General features: G+C 32.8%; 15 protein-coding genes. 5 read left to right on the top strand and 10 right to left on the bottom strand.

What is annotated here, in order from left to right; genetic code table 11:
• Positions 1–387: 387 nt before the first annotated feature.
• On the bottom strand, positions 388–1,248 hold the full coding sequence (locus tag BM319_RS13655) for a pentapeptide repeat-containing protein (protein ID WP_286143761.1): 861 nt from the start codon (positions 1,246–1,248) through the stop codon (positions 388–390).
• 192 nt (positions 1,249–1,440) lie between these two features.
• Positions 1,441–2,475, bottom strand: coding sequence for a DUF3048 domain-containing protein (locus BM319_RS13650; RefSeq protein WP_069035270.1), 1,035 nt, complete (start codon positions 2,473–2,475; stop codon positions 1,441–1,443).
• Between the two features lie 202 nt (positions 2,476–2,677).
• Between BM319_RS13650 and BM319_RS13645 the strand changes: the two genes are divergently transcribed.
• Together BM319_RS13645 and gloA2 are read left to right on the top strand one after the other, a co-directional pair.
• Positions 2,678–2,896, top strand: coding sequence for a hypothetical protein (locus tag BM319_RS13645; protein WP_069035271.1), 219 nt, complete (start codon positions 2,678–2,680; stop codon positions 2,894–2,896).
• Positions 2,897–3,093: 197 nt separating this feature from the next.
• Complete coding sequence (gene gloA2, locus BM319_RS13640; protein WP_069035272.1) at positions 3,094–3,480, top strand: SMU1112c/YaeR family gloxylase I-like metalloprotein; 387 nt, start codon at positions 3,094–3,096, stop codon at positions 3,478–3,480.
• Between the two features lie 537 nt (positions 3,481–4,017).
• Here the strand turns inward: gloA2 and BM319_RS13635 are convergent.
• From BM319_RS13635 to BM319_RS13600, 8 genes are all read right to left on the bottom strand, one after another.
• Positions 4,018–6,240 (bottom strand): glycoside hydrolase family 65 protein, encoded by a 2,223-nt coding sequence (locus tag BM319_RS13635; RefSeq protein ID WP_091023169.1) that lies wholly within the window; start codon positions 6,238–6,240, stop codon positions 4,018–4,020.
• A 173-nt stretch (positions 6,241–6,413) separates the two neighbouring features.
• A complete protein-coding gene (locus BM319_RS13630) occupies positions 6,414–6,812 on the bottom strand; it encodes a VOC family protein (RefSeq protein ID WP_069035273.1) in 399 nt (132 codons plus the stop codon).
• A gap of 56 nt (positions 6,813–6,868) precedes the next feature.
• A complete protein-coding gene (locus BM319_RS13625) occupies positions 6,869–7,960 on the bottom strand; it encodes a threonine aldolase family protein (protein ID WP_069035274.1) in 1,092 nt (363 codons plus the stop codon).
• A gap of 90 nt (positions 7,961–8,050) precedes the next feature.
• Entirely contained in the window at positions 8,051–8,659 is a 609-nt protein-coding gene (locus BM319_RS13620; protein WP_069035275.1) for a methyltransferase domain-containing protein, read from the bottom strand.
• A gap of 92 nt (positions 8,660–8,751) precedes the next feature.
• Positions 8,752–9,813: a DUF871 domain-containing protein gene (locus tag BM319_RS13615; protein WP_069035276.1), complete on the bottom strand. Its 1,062-nt coding sequence runs from the start codon at positions 9,811–9,813 to the stop codon at positions 8,752–8,754.
• Positions 9,814–10,019: 206 nt separating this feature from the next.
• Positions 10,020–12,398 (bottom strand): immune inhibitor A domain-containing protein, encoded by a 2,379-nt coding sequence (locus BM319_RS13610; protein ID WP_091023167.1) that lies wholly within the window; start codon positions 12,396–12,398, stop codon positions 10,020–10,022.
• Between the two features lie 404 nt (positions 12,399–12,802).
• Positions 12,803–13,657 carry a MurR/RpiR family transcriptional regulator gene (locus tag BM319_RS13605; RefSeq protein WP_069035278.1) on the bottom strand — a complete coding sequence of 285 codons (855 nt, stop codon included), beginning with the start codon at positions 13,655–13,657 and terminating at the stop codon, positions 12,803–12,805.
• A gap of 179 nt (positions 13,658–13,836) precedes the next feature.
• A complete protein-coding gene (locus BM319_RS13600; protein ID WP_091023165.1) occupies positions 13,837–17,346 on the bottom strand; it encodes a S8 family serine peptidase in 3,510 nt (1,169 codons plus the stop codon).
• 952 nt (positions 17,347–18,298) lie between these two features.
• Here BM319_RS13600 and BM319_RS13595 point away from each other — a divergent pair.
• From BM319_RS13595 to malX, 3 genes are all read left to right on the top strand, one after another.
• A complete protein-coding gene (locus BM319_RS13595) occupies positions 18,299–18,721 on the top strand; it encodes a VOC family protein (RefSeq protein ID WP_069035280.1) in 423 nt (140 codons plus the stop codon).
• 185 nt (positions 18,722–18,906) lie between these two features.
• Positions 18,907–19,677, top strand: coding sequence for a MurR/RpiR family transcriptional regulator (locus BM319_RS13590; protein WP_069035281.1), 771 nt, complete (start codon positions 18,907–18,909; stop codon positions 19,675–19,677).
• Positions 19,678–19,868: 191 nt separating this feature from the next.
• Positions 19,869–21,431, top strand: a complete 1,563-nt coding sequence (malX, locus tag BM319_RS13585; RefSeq protein WP_069035282.1) for a maltose/glucose-specific PTS transporter subunit IIBC — start codon at positions 19,869–19,871, stop codon at positions 21,429–21,431.
• Positions 21,432–21,447: the final 16 nt, after the last annotated feature.

The following is a 21,447-nucleotide window of genomic DNA, read 5'->3' as shown; positions in this document are numbered from 1 at the left end:
AGGAGTCGAGCACCCCTCCATTCCAATCAACTTTTTCATCAAAAAAAGTATACAATAAATCCTAATCAAATAGCCTTTACTTAGAGTAATCTAGCAGTTTTTATTCAGTTTGTAGTTCTATTAATATCGAACATTAAACTAAATTTATCAAATGAATTTGTTTTTCTAAGAATAAGCTCATAATTTTTTAACTTCTGAAAAAAACATGTCTAGTGTTATTGGAATCATAAAATTGCTCGAACATATTAACATTTAAAACCATGAAAAGTCATCCAGAAAAATGATAATTTCATCATTATTAAATGCATTTAATTTCCGTTTTCCCTACTGACCATTTTATATTTCAACACTCTGAAAAATGAACCTTTAAAATGGTTCATTTTTTTCTCACCAATGAGATGGTCTTTTAAGTGTTGCTGGTATTCTAGTGTGATAATCTCCTTTGGCTGAGTTAATTTGAGCTTGAGTAAGAAAAATACTTCCTGTAAGGTCAGCACCACTCAAATTTGCATCACGTAAGTCTGCTCCGATTAGATCAGAACCTCTTAAATCCGCTCCCTTTAAATCAGCGGCAATTAGATAGGCCCCTCTTAAGTTAGCTCCGATAAAATTCGCATCCTTTAATTTCGCACCAATAAAATCTAAAGCTCTACCGGTAGCTTTTTGACGCTTCTTATTGTTGTTAAATTTTTTCAAAGCCACAGTCCTTGCTTTCTCACTAGCACGTAATAGTAAAGAGCTAACTTCTGCACGGTGGGCTGTGATATCTAAGTTTTGTATTCGTTTAGGCTCCATATGTGTTAATTTTTCAGTTTCTTCTAAAACTGTTTTTATTTCATCATGAATCTCACTTGCAGCATTAATGGTCAAACTTTCATTTAAATACCAAAGCATTTCATGTAGTTGCTTCATAATTGGAAATACTTCATACATCTCATTAGCCAATTCTGGATTTTGTCGCCAGTCTTTTCCATTAAAGGTTACTTGAGATACTTTTTGTCCTGCTCCAAAGCAATCAAAAACAGTACAACCTTTGAAACCTATCTCTCTTAAATTCTTGTGAACTCCGCAACGAAAGTCTGATTGTAAATTATGACAAGGTTTGCCTGCAATTTTATCTTTCGCAAAATCAGCCGATGCAGCAAAAGGCAATGCGACACAGCATAGACCAAAGCAACTCTCACAGTCCGATTTTAGATTTTTATAACGCTCGTTTACTAATCCTATATTTTCAATTTTACTAGCCACTCCCTGCGCCCCCTTCCTACCATATATAATTGGATAATATTTTTTATCGTAACATCGTAATTTTTTTTGGTCAAACATAGGACTTACAGCTTATAAAGGGCAACTTTCAACATTCATTAAGCGGTGTTCACTTTTCATTCTTTTAGCAATAAAAAACAGATAATTATATAAAATTATCTGTTTTAATGTACTTTATTTAATTGTTACATCTTTTAAAAATGGTACAAAGTTAATCCAAGTTTGCCCTGGTGAAAGTTTTATTTCAGTTCCATCTAATGTAAACGGAATGATTCGACCATCTACATTCTTCCATTGTATATTCATATATTTTCCATCAACAATATAATAACCTTTTCCTCCATGTTCGAGATCAATTGAACGGCGACCATAACTATCAATAATTTTATGAGTCGCTTCTACGACTAAAATATTTTTAATTTGAAGCTCTTTCCCGTTCAAAGCATCCTTTGCTACAATTCCATTTTGAACTCGCAGAAATTGTTTAGTTGAATTCGAATACTTGTAAGTCACATTATTTCTTGCATCATGAGAGTATTTTATAAATACCTCACCAGCATTTTTCCAAGAACTATCAAATACTAAGTCTTTCTGCGTAAAATCTAATGGAGTAACTTGTTCTGAATAAGAGTAATGTCTTTGAGCAACTCCTTTTTCAATACCCTCTTTCAAAATATAAGAATTGTGAGGTGCTTTTCTCGTTTTATCTCTTTTAAATAACGTTCCGTCGTAGATCAGTCCGTTTAATGAATCAATCATTCCTGAATCCATCATTTGTTTCGCTTTCGGACTATTTCCGTGGCATATAAATAATGCATGATAACCATTTGCCAAATTGATGTAATAATCTCTCGCACTTCTTACAGGACCTATTTTCTCAGGTATATTACTTTGAAAAATGGCTAGAAATCTTGTAATATCTCCCTCTGCTAAAATTTCATAAATAACATCAGCATTACTTAATCCACTTTGAGGTCTAGCTAAATAATAATTATTAACCATAACTGCAACAGGTCTTTGTTCACTAGTCTGACTTATTGGTAATCCACTTAAAGGAGCATAAATTGTATCAATTTCTCCTTTATCAATTACATGTTCATTCGAAGGATTTTTATCATCATTTTTAATTGTTTTTACAGACTTTTCGCCATGCTTACAACCTACTAAAAGCATACTTATCACAATTATTGATAAAAATTTCTTATGCATTGGCTCCCCCACAATCTGTTATTTTCTTAAATTGTATTAAATAACTTTTAAAATAGAAAGGATTTGTTAGAATTTTTCAAAAGTAAAACATTCAACTAATGACTGAAATTATTCCTTTAAATAATCAGCTTAAATATGTTCTTATTTTATTTAATCTTAAATATTGTATAAAGATAAGAATGATTAGAGGAGTTGAAGCTATATGATTGTAGTTCATTATATCGAGAAAAACGTTGAACTATTAAACCAACTACTCAAAAAGGTCCCCTCTGAAGGAGATACTATTTCCATTAAAGGTCGAAAAGGTAAAGTATTAAGAGTTAATCAAATAAATGATAAGCATGTGCACGTAATTGTAGAACTAGAAGTTATTAAGAAAGTACAGGTTTTAGCAAAAGATGATAAAAAAAGAAGAAGATAAATTTCTAAAACTTAATGGGAGATTATTCCCATTTTTTTTTTGAATTTTTGGCAGTTTTACAGTTTCACATTTCATTTTTCCACTTAAAACGATGAACTATACTGTCTAAATGGAATGTATTCTTTTTTCAAATTGTACTAATCATGATAAACTAGGAAAAGTTTTAGTAAATCAACAACGTAATAAGGAGTTTTAATATGGAAATTAAGAATATACATCATATCGCTATAATTTGTTCTAATTATGAATCGTCTAAGCATTTTTACATAAATTTATTAGGCTGTAAGGTAATTAAGGAAACCTATCGAGAGGAGCGAGACTCTTATAAATTGGACCTAAGTATTGGAGAAAATGGACAAATTGAGCTATTTTCATTTCCTAATCCACCAAAGCGACTTACAAATCCAGAAGCGGTTGGGTTACGCCATTTAGCCTTTACTGTAACTAATATAGAAGAAAGTATTCAATTCTTAAAACAAAATGCTGTCTTTGTAGAACCAATTCGTATTGACGAGTTAACAAATAAAAGATTTACATTTTTCCATGATCCCGATGGCTTACCATTAGAATTGTATGAAGAGTAGATTTTGAAAAACAAAACCCAATCTTTATAAAAGGTTGGGTTTTCAGGCTGTTGAAAAACAAAATTAATGATCAAATTTTCGTAAAAGGAGTCCACGTGAGATTGATTTCCACTACAGGATGCTCGCTTTCCATGGGGCGAGACCTGAGCCTCCTCGTCACGTTCGTTCCTGTGGGGTCTCAGGCTTCCCGCATATCCCATAGGAGTCGAGCACCCCTCCGTTCCAACCAACCTTTCTCTTTTAAAAAAAGATTACACTAAAAACCTAATTTATTAACTTTTACTTAGAGTAAAAGCAGTTTAATGGTCAATTTATAGGTCAATTAAGCTCGAACATCAACTTATCATTTAATCATTTTATATTGTTTTTTTGTTTTTTAAAAAGATAGTACAATCAATTTAATCAACAAATAAAATCCACAAAAACTACTATATAATGCACAAACTTTTCAAAATTAACTCCAATTTATTTCAACTAACTGACAAAACACAATCTCAATAAAAGATTGTGTTTTGTTTTTTCCTTTTTTCTCTCTTCTTAAAGCGAAACCTTTATTTTATCTGTTAAATTAAATGTTTCACCATTAATTTCTAATGATACTGGTGGACCATATTCCTTTGTGACTGTTATTGATTTTTTCGATATTGTTATTTCAAGTCTTGCTCCTTGCCATGTGAAAGGAAAAATCATTTCATTCCAATTTGAAGGTAATTTTGGCTCAATTTTTAAACCATTTATGTCCATGGTGATATTTGCAAAGCCAAAGATTGCTACTAGCCAATTTGCTCCCATAGGCGCAGCATGAATTCCATCATCTGATGAATTTGGATTTGGTCCTAAATCAATTAAACATCCTTCTTGAAATAATTGGTAAGACTCTTCTCCGTAGTCACATCTTGCAGCAACAATTGCATGAATTGCTTTACTTATTGGCGAATCATGAACAGTACGCTCTTCGTAGTACTCTAAATTCTTTTTAGCGATTTCCGTTGAGAACAAATCTGGGAAAAGATAGAGCAACATGACAACGTCAGCTTGTTTTAACACTTGTAGTTCATATAGATCTTGTAGGGAATAATCTAATAGAATATCCCGACTTGCAATGGATTGTCTGTATTCCGTTAAGTCAATCTCGGGTTTACTTAAAAATGTATCATCTTGTGGGATGACATTTTCATCATTTTGGCTTGGTAAATATAATCGTTTTAAAAAATCAGTACATTTTTGCTGTAATTCTGCATCAGGATCATTGTATTTCCCCATATAATTTAACGCATTCTGCACATTATAAAAAGCCATGTAATTCGTATAAGCATTATTATCAACTTGATCTGTATATTCGTCTGGACCGATGACATTTTTAATAATTAAATCGCCATTTGTATCAGTTGTCCTACTCACCCAAAAGCGAGCAGTTTCTTTGAGTAGTTCAAGTCCATCATTGGCCATAAAGCTTTCATCTAGCGTATTTTCATAATATTGTACGACAGCAAATGCAATGTCAGCTACAATATGTTCACTTGATTTTGCTAAATTTGAGCTTTGAACGATCTCGGGTTTTGTATTATTCACTGAACCTTTTTGTGTTTCTTCTTTTCCGGAAAAAGCACTTGCCCAAGGAAATAATGTACCCTCATAACCTGATTGGTAAGCATTCACTTTTGCTTCTTTAATATGATGATAGCGATATCTTAGTAATCTTTTAGCAATCTCTGGTTCAGTAAATAAGTGAAACGGCGCAATAAACATCTCTGTATCCCAAAATATTAAACCATTATTGCCCTCACCAGTTAATCCCCTTGCGCCTATACTCAATCGATCATCATGACAAGGGGTCATTGCTTCAATGTGGTACAAAGAAAAATCTAGTGCTAATTGATCTGCTTGATCCTTTGAATTAATGACCACTCTTTTTTGCTTCCAAAAATCCTGCCATTTGATAGTCGTACAATTTCTTAAATTATCATAACCCTCTGATAAATATTTCTGTACAGTATTAACACTAGCAGCAGAAGGTTCTTCCCGTAACATATCATTAGAGGTATAAACTGAGCTAATCTTTGAAAACTCAACAGTTCGGTCAACTACGAGATCTTGTGTAATCGAGGCTAGAAGTTGATTATTCAACGTAAAATATGAAACTTCACTCTCATCAGGAGTTACACAGCATGTTGCGATAGCAATTTTATGTTTAGTCTCTGTAGTTTGATAAACACCATGCATAATTCTATTATCCATGATTCTTACTAATTCTTCTGTAAGTTCATTCTTTTGTTGACTGACACACTCCGCATTAATACCTGTTTTTATTTTAATCTTGGCATTACAATCTAAAGCTGTGACAGTAATTTTTGAAGCAAGTAAATGTAAATCATCCTTTGAAACAAAACGCTGAAACAAAAAGTGGAATCGATTTCCATCATTATTCTTCCAAATTAACTCTCTTATTAATTCGCCGGTCATCATATTTAATTTTCGATCATAAAATGTAAATTGACCAGTTGCATTCGAAAAAATATCACCATTTATTTCAATTTCCATTCCAATTAGATCTGGAAGATTCACAATCTTTGTCGTTTGACTTGGAGATAACTGATTATAGATTCCTGCTATATACATCCCCCTAGTTTGTCCTTCATAGTCTTCTTCATGACAAGATCTTAAACCTAAGTAACCATTACCTAATGCCATTAAACTTGCATATTTATTAATTAATTGCTCGTCAAATTCTTTTTCAGAAATCATATTTACTTCATTCATATCGTTAAAATCTCACCTTTATAAAAATTCATATAGTAAAAGTTTGCAATAAATCTTCTTATTTTAAACTTGATATTATAAAAAAATAGTGGTTGATTTGTTAAAAATAAGATTACTGACAATAAAAAAAATCGTGTCACTGTTTCCAACACGATTTTTCATACAGTTCTTTATTATTTTTTTGCGAGGGTTAATTGCCAAGATACACCATATTTATCATTCACCCATACAAACTTTTCACTGAATGGATATGATTGCAAAGGCATTAATACTTCACCGTCTTGACTTAATTGTTTGTATGCATTTTCAATTTCTTCATTTGTTTCACAAGTCACATATAATGAAACAGCTGGTGTAAACGTAAATTTATGTTTAACGGTACTATCAATGCACATAAATTGTTGGCCGTTTAATGTGAAAGTAGCATGTATTACTTTCCCTTCAAACTCACCCATATCTGCTCCATAACGCTTAATATTCACAACCTCTGAATCGTTAAAAAGTGACATATAAAAATTCATTGCTTCTTCTGCTTGTCCTTCAAACATTAAAAACGTTGTAATTTTTTGCATTAAAGTCAACTCCCTTTTCATTTATATTAAAAATTCATTGCTTAAACAATCTTGGTTTATAGTGATTTCATTTCTTCGTTTAATTTGTTAAAAATACTGTGAAGATCCTCTTTAGAGATTGTTGAATATAAATCTCCAATACTAATCTCGCAATAACAAACTTCCTCATTAACTGGTCTTAAGTTACCAGTAATACCAATTTTTGTTTCTTCATGAATAGATTGTAGTATGATTTTAACCTGTTCAATCGGAGCATTAAAATGGACATGAAACATATTAGAAACAGGAATAGTTGGTACAGTGTTGATTGCTTGGCAACTATTAAAGAATTTGGCTAACTCTACTGCATCTTCATAGTATTGCCCCATCTTATTTGCTCTTTGATCAAAATAATAATTTGCACTTATTATGTAAGGATAAAGACTAATTAAATCTCCTCCATGTCTTCTTTTCCAAACTTTCGATTCGCCGATAAAATCTCGGTCACCAGCAAGAATTGCTCCCGCTACTCCCCCGATGCCTTTATAAAATGACATATAAACACTATCAAATAAGCTACATAATTCAGAAGCTGTCTTCTTATAGTATGGGAGAATTTCCATTAATCTAGCACCATCTAAATGCAATTTAATTCCCTTTTCACGGCAGTATGAAGAAATTGATTCTAGTGTTTCATATGATGGTAGTTGTCCACCAATTTCTCGTTGTGGTAATTCTAGTAATAAACAAGAGATTTCCTCATCCATTGCTAAAACATCCTCTAACTCAATAACACGACTTTTATCTGCTAGTAAAATAGGCTGTATATTATGTAGTTTTTTCAAACCATCTTCTTCATGAATTTCTAAATGTGATAAAGGATGATAAGCAACTTTATTAATTCCTTTTTGATCACACCAAATTCTTAATGCGATTTGCTGAGCCATTGTTCCGCTAGGAAAAAACACTGATGATTCTTTACCTAAAAACTCTGCCATTTTTTCTTGAAAATCTTCAATAAAATTCCCTGCTCCATAAAGATCGCTTTCTTCACTACCATTGAAGTCATTTAGAGCATCCCTTAGTACTTGAATATTTCTAAATCCATTACCCACTAATTGTTTGTTTGTATTTTTAAACGATTCTATAAAAGGATTAATGTTTTTCAAATTGAAATCTTCCTTCCGACTATTAAATTTACTCTTAAACACTTAAAAAAATTCTATATAAAGACCAATAAATCCTTGAATCTTATAAAATTAGTAATTTAAACGATAGACTAAAAATCTTTCATTTTGATTTTTCATATAAGCATCTGCTAATAGAATCTCTTGTTTTAATTCAAAAGCAGTCTGGTTTTCTAAAAAATAAATATAATCATCCGAACTATAATACAAAATGATTTCAACATTTCTTTTTGTTTGCTCAACTGAAATTAAAATATTATTTACGATATTCATAAAAATTTGGATTGAAAATGGATTAAAAAAATAGAAACAATTATCTAATGGATTAATTTGATAATCTTCAGCCAAGCAGCAATAAAACAGAATCTTGTCTTCATTCACCTTTGATTTCTTTATGTAATTCTTTTTATTCTCAACAGCCTGGTTATAATATTTTTCATTCATTTCAATTCCAACAACAGTAGCATTAAATAAACTATTTATATAGAAATTTAATCTTCCTTTACCGCATCCAAAATCAACTATTCGGTCATTGCTTGAGGGCATGTATTGTTTAAATAGTTGTTGTAAAGCGCTATAAGGTGTTGGCTCATATCGATGATAATGAAAAGATTCATTAAATCCTTTTTGCTCTCCCTCTGTTTTTATATTCAGTAAGTTATCATAATACTTATCGTCCATTTTTCCACGACCATTCGAACTAATATTTTGTAAGTATCTTTATCATACCGTTTCTAAATAGTTCAGTCTAACCATACAAAAAGAAGCGTGTTTTAAACACGCTTTAACTTAAACTTCTTACCCGCTCCAATATATTGTAATAACGATAGATCGTCTTCAATAATCCCTATTACATTTACTTTCTCATCGCTTGGTAGATTAGTAAGCATAATTTGTAGCTCTCCTCCATATCTGCCATATAATTCATTATCGATAGTAATAGAACCCCTGTTTCTTATGATCGTATTTACTGGTTTTAGACTTTTCTCGCCAAAGCTACCGTATAATCTAGATTCCATTGATCGAATACAATCGCGTGCAGGGTCTTCGCGATTGGTGTGGACTTGCTCCACAATGGAAAGGGTTTCTTCCTCTTGTGTATACGGTCTATATCTTAATTCAATAAAATCCTTTGTTTTTGAAAGAGCTTCCATCGTATCTATTTTTATGCTAATATCACCAACTAAAACTTTATCAATGTAACAGTTTTGAGTTAGGTCTAAGTAAGCTAGCAGAGGATTAATTCCACGATGTTTTTCTAATGTTGGGAGTCCTTTAAATAGTGGTCCTCTCATTTCATCATTTCCTGGAATAAATGCCATTGTTGAAATACCAGAGTTTTTTAACCATTTGTTTTTTTCGATTAAATAAGTTGTTGCTAATCCGGTTTCTGGGCGGGGATAAAAATTATGCCAAGCCTCTACATTTTTAGTTTGTAATCCGTATTTCAGCAATTCATCTAAAAATGCAGGCGTAAGTGTACTAGCATTAAGAGCAATTTTCATTTCTTTAGAAAGATCTGCTATTTGTTTTTCATCTAATCCGTAATCTACTCGTAGTCCAGTAACACCCCATTTTTGTAATTCGCTGACGTTTGAGTAATCTAACCCTAAATGTGTAAGTGACTTTGCTGAAATATCTGCCATAAGCTCCATTCCATTTTTCATCGCATCTTTACCAAGTAATTGAAGAAGTGTTTTATAAGTCGAAGGGTCATCCTCTGGTATGTGTAATGACGTAAATATTGAATGAAATCCATTTTTTTTAGCTATTTCGATATATTTTTTATTCTTCTCAATATTTTTTTCAGATAAATAGATTGATATACCTAGCATAGTCTTTCCTACTTCCTACTATTAGATTTATACTATTTGGTTATCATTTTAAACTTTCGAAATAAAAAGTCAACACAATCCATTATATACACGAAATTATATTTCATATTAAAGTAATATATTCTTAGTTTGTCTAGTGGTTTCCTATTAATCACTTAAAAACAAAAAAGAAAGACAACATTAAGTTGCCTTTCTTAAGTTCATTATTATTTATAAACTACGATTGATCCAACTGATTTGTCAGTAGATTGACCATTAACACGAACTTTTAAACCATAGTGTCCGATGTTACGACCAGCATCTGGTAAGAATGCATTATTATAGTCTTTGCTATCATTAAATAAAGAGATACCTTCTTGACTTGGAGAATTTAGTTTTTCTCCTGTAGAATAAGCAATGTTATAACCTGATGTCGGATTTAATCCGAATGCTGCATCCGCTACATGGAAACGAGAACTTGCTTCAGCGCCATAGTTCCATAATAAATTTGTATCGTCGTGAGCATCAACAACACCTAAGAATCCATCACCTGGGTGAATACCTGACCAGTTTTCTGTAAAGCTATCATCAACATACCATACTACTAAACCGCCATCGTAGCTCATTAAAGAGTTTCCGCGTTTAATATGAGCTAAACCTTCGTCAGCACCTTTATGGTTACGCCACTCTAATAAGTAGTAATGATTTGCATATTTATTTCCATCGAATTTTGAAAATCCTTTTAATGTGAAAGGAGAAGTTGCATTTTCAGCACCATCATCAACAATTGTTGCACCATCTGCTACTACTTTAATATTATCAGCAAAGAATCCAATATTTGAAGTACCCCAGTCAGTTGCAGAACGTAAGCGAAGCTGAATTTTCTTACCTTTATATGCTGATAAATCAAAGCTTTGTGCTTCCCATCCATTTGATTTTCCAGTGAAACCAGGCATTGAATTTAAGATTGTTGGATATCCTTCAGCTACAACATCACTTCTAGTGTGAGTGTTTCCTAATGATTTCCAAGTTGCACCATTATCAGTTGAAACTTGAACAAATGCGAAATCCCATTGTTCTTCCATATCGTACCAAGCGTCAAAAGTTAAAGTTGCTGAAGATTTTCCTGTTAAATCTACATTCGTTACCATGCTGTTATCCATTTCGTCTGCTTGTCCACCCCAGTATTCATAAGTGCCAGCAGCCGGTTTATTGACTGGTAAAACTTTTTTTGGTAAATTCACTTGAACAGCTTGGTTGTTTTGGCCAAGTGGTGAATTTGCTTGATCTAATAAGAATTGAGTACCTTTTGTCGATACATCTTCCCAATTTACTACAGTTGGGTTAGTCCATTTTCCACCTAAAGTTGATTGGAAATATGATTTTGCCCAAGGAGAGAAACCTGTTGGCTCTGTTCCAGGAATTGTTCCTGCCCAAGAACCAGCTGACATGATTGACCAATATTCAACAGCTTCACCAGCACCAGAGTAAATTGTATCATACTCATCTGGTAATCCTAAATCATGACCATATTCGTGTGCAAATACACCTGTTGCACCGTCTTCTGGCATCATTGTATAGTCATAGAATCCTGGTAAGCCACTACCAAGTCCATCTGGATCTACAAATTTAGCAGAACGGTGAGACCAAATTGCATTGTCTCCTTGTGCTCCACCGCCAGCTTCTTGTCCCATACCTGAGTGGATGATTTGAAGGTGATCAACTAAACCATCTGGCTCCCAGTAGTTACCGTCTCCATCTAAATCATGTGGATCTTCTAAATCGTAATCTTGTAAAGGAACTCCTGCAGCTTTTGCAGCAGCATAAGCATCAATTACTAATTGTTTTGATCCACCTGGTGTTACGTTATCATGTCCAGTTTTAGAATCTTTTCCGTAATATGCTGCAGTTCCTGGTACTTTTAACCAGCCATATGCTTTACCATCAACTGTATAAGTTCCACCAGATTGTTGTTCATAATATTGTTTTTGTGAAAGGAAATTTTCTCCATTTGGACCTTTCACACCATTTTTACCAAAAATCATATCTTCATAGTGTTGTTGAGTAAAATCTGGGTACCAGTTGTCTGTTTCATTCTTCTTAATATTGTTATGAGGAAGATCAGAGAACTCTACCATTAATGTTAAAAGTTTACCCTTCTTTTGAATACCTGGTGAAGCTGACTCTTGAACTGGATCAGGAGTACCTTTTAATTGACCATTTTTCTTACCGTTTCCGTGTAATAGGCCATTATTGAAGTCTTTAAATTCACCGTGTTTAGCAGCATCTGCTTTTTTTACTTTGCTAGCAATTGGATCTTTGTCTGTTACTGGATCCGCTTGACCTTTAACCGCTAAATAACTTTGTAATGCAGCTTGTTTCTGTGCTTCAGAAGCATTAGCAGAAACTACACCACGTTTAATTAATGCATCTAATAACTTTTCGTCATTAACTAACGATAAATCTAAAGAACTTTTTGAATGCTTAGCTAATGCACTATGTACTTTACTTAAGCTTTCAGATGATGCTGTTTTTAATGGAATCCCAGAAAATAAAGTTCCGGCAACCATTACTGATGCAAAACTAGTTACTACAAACTTGTTCAAAATAAGCCCCCCTTAATAATTTTCAAAGTACATTTTAATAATATTCTAAAAATTCTTAGGATTATAGAGGGTTTTATTCATCAAATACTTACAAAATTCATAATATTTTTACTTTTTTTTTACTTTACCACATAAAAGTACGTCGAATTTCGTCAGTTTTTATAACTTGCTTTTTTATAACATCTATCTTTAGTCTTATATTAATCTTTTTAACTAGTTTTTATAATTAGCACTTTAGAATTATTAAAATTGAATTAAAATATAAAATTTAAAAATAATACATGTAATTGTAACTATTTAATGTAAATTTCTCTTTTCAAATTTTGACATTTTTTTCCTTATCACTATAACAAAAAAGAAGATAAGTAAATTTTTTTTACCTATCTTCCTTGACTAGATTCAGATTACCTTCTTAATTTTCCTGCTTCTTCACTATACTCATGAAGTTTACTAGATACTTTATTACCGATTCGATTAAAGCATATGACATATAATGAATCGATTATATTTTGTTGTGCCATTTTAGAGGCTATACTTCCTATTCGAATATCTTGTTCCATATCAGGTGTGCAAAGCTTGATATCAGCTTCCTTAAATAACGGAGACTTGCCAAGCTTTGTAATCGCAATGATCGTTGCTCCCTTTTTCTTAGCAAAGCGAGCAAGCTCTAATACATCCTTAGTTTTCCCAGAATTAGAAACAGCTACAAAAATATCGCCTTCTTCCATATGACCTACTAAAGTGATCACCATATGGAAGTCAGGGGACATAATCGCATGGTAGCCAATTTTCCCAAATTTATATGCTCCGTCCATAGCTGATACGGCTGAACCGCCTACTCCATAAAATATAATTTTCTTAGCTTTTACAATTTCTTCGGTTGCTTTATCTAATTCTCTTTTATCTAGAGTTGATACCGTCGCTTCAATAGCCGCTTTATTTACATAAGTTACTTTATTAAATAAATCATACGGTGTGTCTTTCTTATCCATTACAGAAAAATCATTAATATTCATTTCAGCTACAGTCAAATCTCGAACTAATGCTATTTTAAAGGCTTTAAAACTACCAATTCCAATTGTTTTACAAAATCTAACAACACTTGCTTCACTAGCTCCAGTATTGTTAGAAATATCTTTAGTCGTTAAGTTGGGGACAATTTCAGCATGCTCCATTATATAAACAGCGATTTTCTTTTCGGCTTGCGTAAATCGATCCATATAATTTTCAATTTTTGATAAGATTGTTAAATGTTTCATTTACTAAACACCTTTCTGCTAAAAAACATACAAAATACTATTATTCTCTATTATGAACCAAATGTTTAGAAAATCATATTAATAACCAAATTAATGTTGTTTTTTAGTACTTTTTACATTTAAAAACTTATAAAAAATAAAAAAGTGTAGGAAAAATTCTTCCTACACTTTTTTTATCGTTATTGCTGTACAGTAACTGTTTGTGGTTTTACTGATACTTTAAAACCATCTTTACTAGATACATCCGCAGATATTGTATACGTACCATTTGGAACACTTGCTTCTGGAGTCCATTTTAAATGGATTTCATTTTTATCTTGTACATCCATTGAATCAATTACATTACCATTTGCATCTTTAACATAAACTTTCCAATTTACATTGTTATTTGCAAATGCATTGATTCCTGCAGGCGTTTTTGTATTTACATTTTTATTTGGATACACACTGAAATAGCTAACAAGCATTCCATCGTTAATATAAGAAGGATCTCCCCAAACTGTATAACTTTGGTTAAGTGCATAGTCTGATCCTAATACTACAACACTCTTAGGTTCTTCTTTTACTAGAGTAGATGTTTCACCTTGAGCCAATGGCTTATACTTGCCGTTATACCAAACAATCGCACCATTAAAGCCACTTCCAGCATCATCCGCTTTGAACGAGATTTCGTATTGTCCATTTTTAGGTGTTACTTTTATATCCGAAACAACTGGAGCAACTGAGTCAATATGCAATGGAAGTTTTACGATTTGTGGCTTAGCACCATTATAATCAAGCGTTGTTTTGATTACATAGTTATAAACGCCATCTTTCACCACTTGACCATTTTGATCTTTCAAATCCCAACCATATCCAGTATTCAAATAGTCTCTAAAAGACATAATGTTTTTACGGAATTTCCATGGCTTACCAGTATATTCACTAAAATCACCTAAGTATTGTAGTAATTCACCTTTATCATTTTCTACGTACATTTCAGTTTTAGCTAAGTTACGTAGTACTGTAAATGATGGATATACTTCTTTCAATGGAGTATTAGGAGACATTACAATTCGATCCATATTAAAACTTCCTGTTCTTGGATCATAACCTAATGGGAATACCCCTTCTGCTCCTATTTCATCATTCCAAAGAGTTGTATAGCCTAAGAATGCATCTTTCTCATATGCTGCTGGATCAATGTTTTTTGGTTGATCCCATTTTCCATAATACCCCATGTAAGGAACTGATAACGGAACTGCTGAATCGCTATTATTTCCAGAAGGAACTAAACGTACATAACCCTCGACAAATGAACCGTCTTTTAAGCTTGATGGAAGTTGAATCTGAACATCAAGATTTTTTTCTTGTCCCGGTTTAATTTTTAATGTTTTTCCTACTGTGCTTGTTACTGTTTCACCATTTACAGTTGCCTTAGCACCTTGTACACGCTCACTTTTTAATGTTAAATATTCTTTTGAATCTAATTTCCCATCATTGTCTAGGTCAAATTCTTTTGTTTCTCTGCCATCTGTATATACATCTACATACACTTGATACTCTAAATCTTTTACATTCAGATTTTGAAGAGCTTCTGCATTTAATTTGAAGTGAATATTATTATTAACTTCTTTTAATGCAACAGCTCCTGCTTGCTCAAGTGGAGTTTTCTCTCTTGTCACAAGTACAGGTGTTTTAATTGCGTTTTGAATTTGCATTAGTCCAGAACCTTGTACACGAGGTGAATATGGTACTTCATTATTTGTACTAGGATCTTGAATTAGTTTAGAAGTATTCATTAAAGCAATTTTTGCTTTTAAAGCTGTACTTTCCGAATGTTTTAATCCTTTTTCATATAGTGATTGTAATACTAATGCCGAACCACCAGCAACATGTGGTGATGCCATCGATGTACCACTCATTACCTCATAGCTATTACCTGGTATCGTTGAGTAAATATTTCCTCCTGGTGCAGATATTTCAGGTTTAAAGTCTAATGTATGTGGAGCCCCATAGGAAGAAAAATATGACATCGTATTCTTATCTGGGTTATCAACATATACCCCTTTAGACGGTTTCATTTTTACAACATAACCACTTTTTAACTTAGTAATTAATTCATTCCCTATCGCTTTACTTGTTGTAGCTGCCTGAACATTAAAATAAGGACTCCAATAAACTAATGGATAGTCGACATCTACATCAGCTGGAACAAGAATGATTGCTTTTGCGTTCTTTTTCTTCGCTTCAGATTGAATATAATTGTAAGTAGCATATCTTTCATTTGGTTTTGCTATAACAATTTTTCCTGTTAAGTCAGGAATATTTTTGAAGTCAGCCGTTTTACCTTCTCCAACATATACCATTTCATATGATTCTAATGGTGATAATACTTTTGATAGGTTAAAGTTATATTGTGATTGGTCTTGGTATGGAAGCTGTATCCCATTTTCCTCTTTTAGCGTATTCATATGTATACTTGAATTTTCATATGAAGCCACAGATATCGCAAAAGGACTTACACCTGGTTCCCCAACTGTACCAATATCCGGATTTTCAGCATATGGTTTTAAAGAAGATTGTAGCAAATTATTTTTTGTACTATAAGCAGAGTTTCCACCCGCGACGATTACAAGCGTACCTTGCTCAGTTGCTTCACGTATTACTTTTTGAATTGGATCATCTTCTTCACTAACAAATCCTGAGTCGGTACCTAAACTCATATTAATAACATCTGCGCCCATCGTTACAGCGTGCTCGATACCTGCTATGATATCATCTTCATACGCACCACCGTTTCCGTTATCAGAGAATACTTTTTCTGCTAATAACTGAACGCCTGGAGCAATACCTTCCACACCATCATTAGACTCATCTCCGTTTGCACCTACTGTACCAGCAACATGCATTCCATGCTCATTCCCGGCAACACGCGGAATAACATCTGTATCATGATCTGCCCAGTCATAACCTGTTGGAACTTTATCGCTATACCAAACATCTCCTACACTTGTTTCTGCAAGTTTACTTTTAATGTTATCTTGATTCCATTTTTCTTTTGCTTTCCCTTTATCAGTGATTGTCATGTCTTTATGTGTATAGTCAATACCTGTATCGACAATTCCTACTAACAATCCTTCTCCGTGATATCCGTAACTTTGCCAAACTTTTTGAGCTTGTACTAATTCTTTACTTGCTCCCATTGAAGGTTGGAACTTTCTTGCAATATGTACATTCGTTACGCCTGGTGTTTGTTGAATTTCTTTTAAGTTACGATATTCTGTCTCCAAACTAAAACCATTAAATCCTTCATAAAAGCGTTGATTTATTTTAGGTACGGATCTTTCCTTTGAAATCTTTGAAATGACTTGATCTTGTTTTTCTTTAAAGCGCGCTTTTTTAGTTTGAGTAGATTCATCAGAAGTTGTTGGTTGTTCAACCTCAACGATTACGCGAACTTTTTCATTTGGTTTATAAGCATGAGCATCATTTAAACCCTTATAACCGAATGGGTCTACAGCTTCTTCCCCAGTTTGTTTTTGTTCTTCAGCAAAAATCTTTTGACCCTGCTTTGCAATCTCATCTAAACTTGGAGCCGGCACTTGATTTTCATTTGTTCCTTCAGCAAATCCAGTTGATGTAAATAACATTGAAGCTAAAGTTGTCGTTGCAAGGACTTTGTAAGGAAAGCTTTTTTTCTTTTTCATCTTTAATCTCCTCTACAGTAAACTTTAATGTTCTGAATCTATTAAAAATAGATTCAACCAAACTGATTTAATTAATTGCTAATGCTTTACTAAGAAACTTGATACTAGTTTAATTTTAATTACGTTGCCCCTATAATCATATTGGGTTATTCAACCGGACTTTTGGCATATTCAATTTGGAGAGAACTTAAAGAATTCAAGTAGAAAAAAAGTGGATTTTGACATATTCAGTCGAGGATGTTCGAAAAAATTTTATTAACTTGTGAAAATTGTATTAATTAGGTTATGACAAATTGGAGTTATATTAGTTTGTATTAGATAAAAAAAGCATTTTGCCATTTTCAATTGGGGTCTATTATTTTATGAATAGGTAAAAATATGCTATTGAAAGTAATCTGAACAATCAGATTTTACCATCTTTACGACAAACTTCTACTTATTTTCCACCTGAACATTGGAAGGTTTGGTAAGTTGATAGATAATGAAGCATTTTTGTGTAAAAATTGTTTTTAGCTTATCAATGAAGTAGATTTCAGAAAAAAATACTTCAATATAGGAAGTATTTCAATGGTATCAGATGCACTTTGATTGTTTTGGATGTACTTATTGGTTATGCTTTTGTTTTAATTGCTGTTTATTTGCGGTTCCAAGATTTTAATTGCCATTTCCCATTTTTAATTGCGATTACACGAATTTATTTGCCATTTCCCATTTTTAATTGCGATTACACGAATTTATTTGCCATTTCCCATTTTTAATTGTGATTACACGAATTTATTTGCCATTTCCCATTTTTAATTCCTCCCCTAACGATTAATACAATTTCCCATCTCAAAAAAATCAGAATTTTTCATACAATTTACAATTCTTAGTTTGTTAAATTACCTTTTTTTGGATAGAATGGATTTGTAGGCTTTTAAAGTCTTAATACATAACATTAGGAGTGAAAAAAATGCCAATCGATGTTTATTTAAATTTTAATGGTAATACACGTGAAGCAGTTGAATTCTATGCGTCTGTATTTAACACAGAAACACCAAAAATTATGACTTTCGGTGAAGCACCCCCAAATCCAGAATACCCACTACCTGAAGAAGCGAAAAATTTAGTTATGCATACTAGACTGAACATTAGCGGTAGCAATGTTATGTTCTCTGATACTTTCCCTGGTTTCCCTTTTAACCAAGGTAATAATATTCATTTATCTTTTTTAAGTGAGGACTTAGAAGAACTTAGATCTGTCTTTACTAAATTAAGTGATGGCGGTAAAGTAGAAATGGAACTTCAAGAAACATTTTGGAGTAAAGCTTATGGTAGCCTAACAGATAAATTCGGCATTCATTGGATGTTTAATCACGGTACTGGTGAATTTTAAATTATAGATAAAAAAAGGAAATGAACCCTGTTAATAGGATTCATTTCCTTTTTTTACATATTTCTACTACACTTCCTCATTTGAGAAATCTCTCATCTTGCTCCTAACTCTATATTTCTTTTCATTCAGAATATTTACTATATAATAAAGTATATTTCTAGTTCTCTAAAAGTAGGTGAAATTTTATGCAAATACTATTAAAACGATTATCACAAAATAGAGAAAAACTTAGCCAGCTTGAAAAACAAGTATTGGATTATATTTTACAAAATACGGATTATATTACGAAGCTGAATCTTGATGAATTATCAAAAGAGCTTTATGTATCTACAGCAACAATTAGTAGAACATGCCAGCAATTAGGCTTTCGTGGGTTTCAAGATTTAAAATATACCCTTTCAATGGAAACAAATAAAGTTCAAAGTCCAGTTTCCTCTACCTCCTATCTACTTAATACTCATATAGAGAGAATGAAAGAAGAAATGGAAAAAACATTGGAATATATTGATGAAGAAAAGATTAAACTAGCTGCTAATTATCTAAAGCAAAGTACACATGTAGAAATATTCGGAGTTGGTAACTCCCTTCCCGCTTGTGTCGACGCTTCTAGAAAACTCATGTTTGCAGGAAAGTTATGTAATGCGCGAACTGATTGGGACGAGCTACGTAGTGCTGCAAATAGTTTAACTGAAAATGATTTGGCCATACTAGTTTCATTTAGTGGGGAGACTTTACATATGTTAGAATTTGCCCATATTTTAAAGAAACGGAATGTTAAAACGATCGCCATAACTGGCAGCCACTCAAATCGTTTACAAAAAGAAGTTAATCTATCTCTTCAAGCTTATATTACAAGCACATACTTTGGTGAGCTTGATATGACATCAAGGTTTCCATTAAGTATGGTACTAGATTTCATTATTATTGCCTATTTAAACGAAATGAAAATATGTTAGGTATTTAAAAGAGACAGAAGTCGTCAATTACCAGACCACTACTGACTCTTTTTCTTTATGAACTTATTAAGCTACTTAAAGTAAGCAATATACAAAAAATGTACACGCTTACATAAACACCTCAAACGGTTGTTAAACAATTTTGCCGTGAGTATTCTTAAGACATAATAAAAAACGAAGGAGCTAAAAACATGGCAAAGAAGAAGTCCGTTAAATCACAACTTTGGGAATTTTTTCAAGGGCTAGGTAAGACCTTTATGGTGCCTGTAGCATTATTAGCCTTTATGGGTCTTATATTAGGGATCGGAAGCTCATTTACTAGTCCGACAACTATCGAGACATTCCCATTTTTAGGAAACTCCGTACTCCAAGTTATTTTTAGCTTTATGTCCACTATTGGTGGATTTGCATTTTCATACTTACCAGTTTTATTTGCAATGGCAATTCCGTTTGGACTTGTACGATATGAAAAAGGTGTCGCTGCTTTCTCGGGATTTGTTGGTTACGTCATCATGCACTTATCGATTAATTTTTATTTAACAGAAACAAATCAATTAGTAGCGGTAGATAAAATGCGCCAAGCTGGTCAAGGTATGGTTATGGGTATACAAACAATTGAAATGGGCGTATTAGGCGGTATCATCGCTGGTATTATTGTCTATTTATTGCACAACCGCTTTTATAGTATTAAACTTCCAGATGCATTTGCATTTTTTGGTGGTGCTCGCTTTGTTCCAATCATAACGACACTTGCATTATCAGTTGTTGGGATCATCATTCCGATGATCTGGCCGATTTTCGCAATTGCTATTACAGGAATCGGAAGTTTAATTCAAAAATCTGGCGTTTTCGGGCCATTTTTATTCGGTGCTGGTGAGCGTTTACTACTTCCATTTGGTCTTCACCATATTTTAGTTGCAATGATTCGATTCACAGAGGCTGGTGGTACTGAAGTCGTTAATGGTCAAACGGTTTCAGGAGCTCTAAATATTTTCTATGCACAATTAAAAGCCGGTGCTCCGATCAGTCCATCAGCGACAGCATTCTTATCTCAAGGAAAAATGCCAACATTCATGTTTGGTTTACCTGCAGTAGCGCTTGCGATTTATCATACTGCCCGTCCAGAAAATCGTAATAAAATTAAGGGGTTATTAATCTCTGGTGTTATTGCAACTTTTGTAACCGGTATCACTGAGCCAATTGAATTCTTGTTCTTGTTCGTTTCTCCACCTTTATATTTCATCCACGTTATTTTAACGGGTCTAGGTTTTATGGTAATGGCTTTATTACATTTAACAATTGGTAACACAGATGGTGGAATATTAGACTTTATTATCTTTGGCGTTTTACAAGGAGTAAAAACAAAGTGGTATCTTGTACCTGTAATAGGGGCAATTTGGTTTACCGTATACTATTCAGTTTTCAGATATGCAATTTTGAAATTTAATTTAAAAACTCCTGGTAGAGAAGAAAAAATTGATGATCAACAAGGTGAGGAACCATTGGTGAAAGGCACAAATGCCCAAGCATTAAAAATTCTCACTGCTTTAGGTGGCAAAGAGAACATTCAATCACTAGATAACTGCATTACAAGATTAAGACTTGTTGTAGATAATATGAATATAGTTAATGAAAAAGTTCTAAAGGATTGTGGTGCACTTGGTGTTGTAAAGTTAGACGAACACAATTTACAAGTCGTTATTGGTCCACAAGTTGGTATTCTTAAAACACAATTAGAAAAATTATCATCTTAAATAAATTGGGGTTGTA

The organism is Bacillus sp. UNCCL81 (assembly GCF_900112535.1).
GTDB lineage: Bacteria > Bacillota > Bacilli > Bacillales > Bacillaceae_G > Gottfriedia > Gottfriedia luciferensis_B.
Note: the sequence above shows the minus strand (reverse complement) of the source record. Positions and strands in the feature narration are given on the sequence as shown.

Coding starts and splice junctions, on each gene's coding strand:
- BM319_RS13590 (WP_069035281.1), top strand. CDS start 18,907: ATGCAAATACTATTAAAACGATTATCACAAAATAGAGAAAAACTTAGC.
- BM319_RS13600 (WP_091023165.1), bottom strand. CDS start 17,346: ATGAAAAAGAAAAAAAGCTTTCCTTACAAAGTCCTTGCAACGACAACT.
- malX (WP_069035282.1), top strand. CDS start 19,869: ATGGCAAAGAAGAAGTCCGTTAAATCACAACTTTGGGAATTTTTTCAA.
- gloA2 (WP_069035272.1), top strand. CDS start 3,094: ATGGAAATTAAGAATATACATCATATCGCTATAATTTGTTCTAATTAT.
- BM319_RS13630 (WP_069035273.1), bottom strand. CDS start 6,812: ATGCAAAAAATTACAACGTTTTTAATGTTTGAAGGACAAGCAGAAGAA.
- BM319_RS13615 (WP_069035276.1), bottom strand. CDS start 9,813: ATGCTAGGTATATCAATCTATTTATCTGAAAAAAATATTGAGAAGAAT.
- BM319_RS13605 (WP_069035278.1), bottom strand. CDS start 13,657: ATGAAACATTTAACAATCTTATCAAAAATTGAAAATTATATGGATCGA.
- BM319_RS13635 (WP_091023169.1), bottom strand. CDS start 6,240: ATGAATGAAGTAAATATGATTTCTGAAAAAGAATTTGACGAGCAATTA.
- BM319_RS13620 (WP_069035275.1), bottom strand. CDS start 8,659: ATGGACGATAAGTATTATGATAACTTACTGAATATAAAAACAGAGGGA.
- BM319_RS13595 (WP_069035280.1), top strand. CDS start 18,299: ATGCCAATCGATGTTTATTTAAATTTTAATGGTAATACACGTGAAGCA.
- BM319_RS13650 (WP_069035270.1), bottom strand. CDS start 2,475: ATGCATAAGAAATTTTTATCAATAATTGTGATAAGTATGCTTTTAGTA.
- BM319_RS13645 (WP_069035271.1), top strand. CDS start 2,678: ATGATTGTAGTTCATTATATCGAGAAAAACGTTGAACTATTAAACCAA.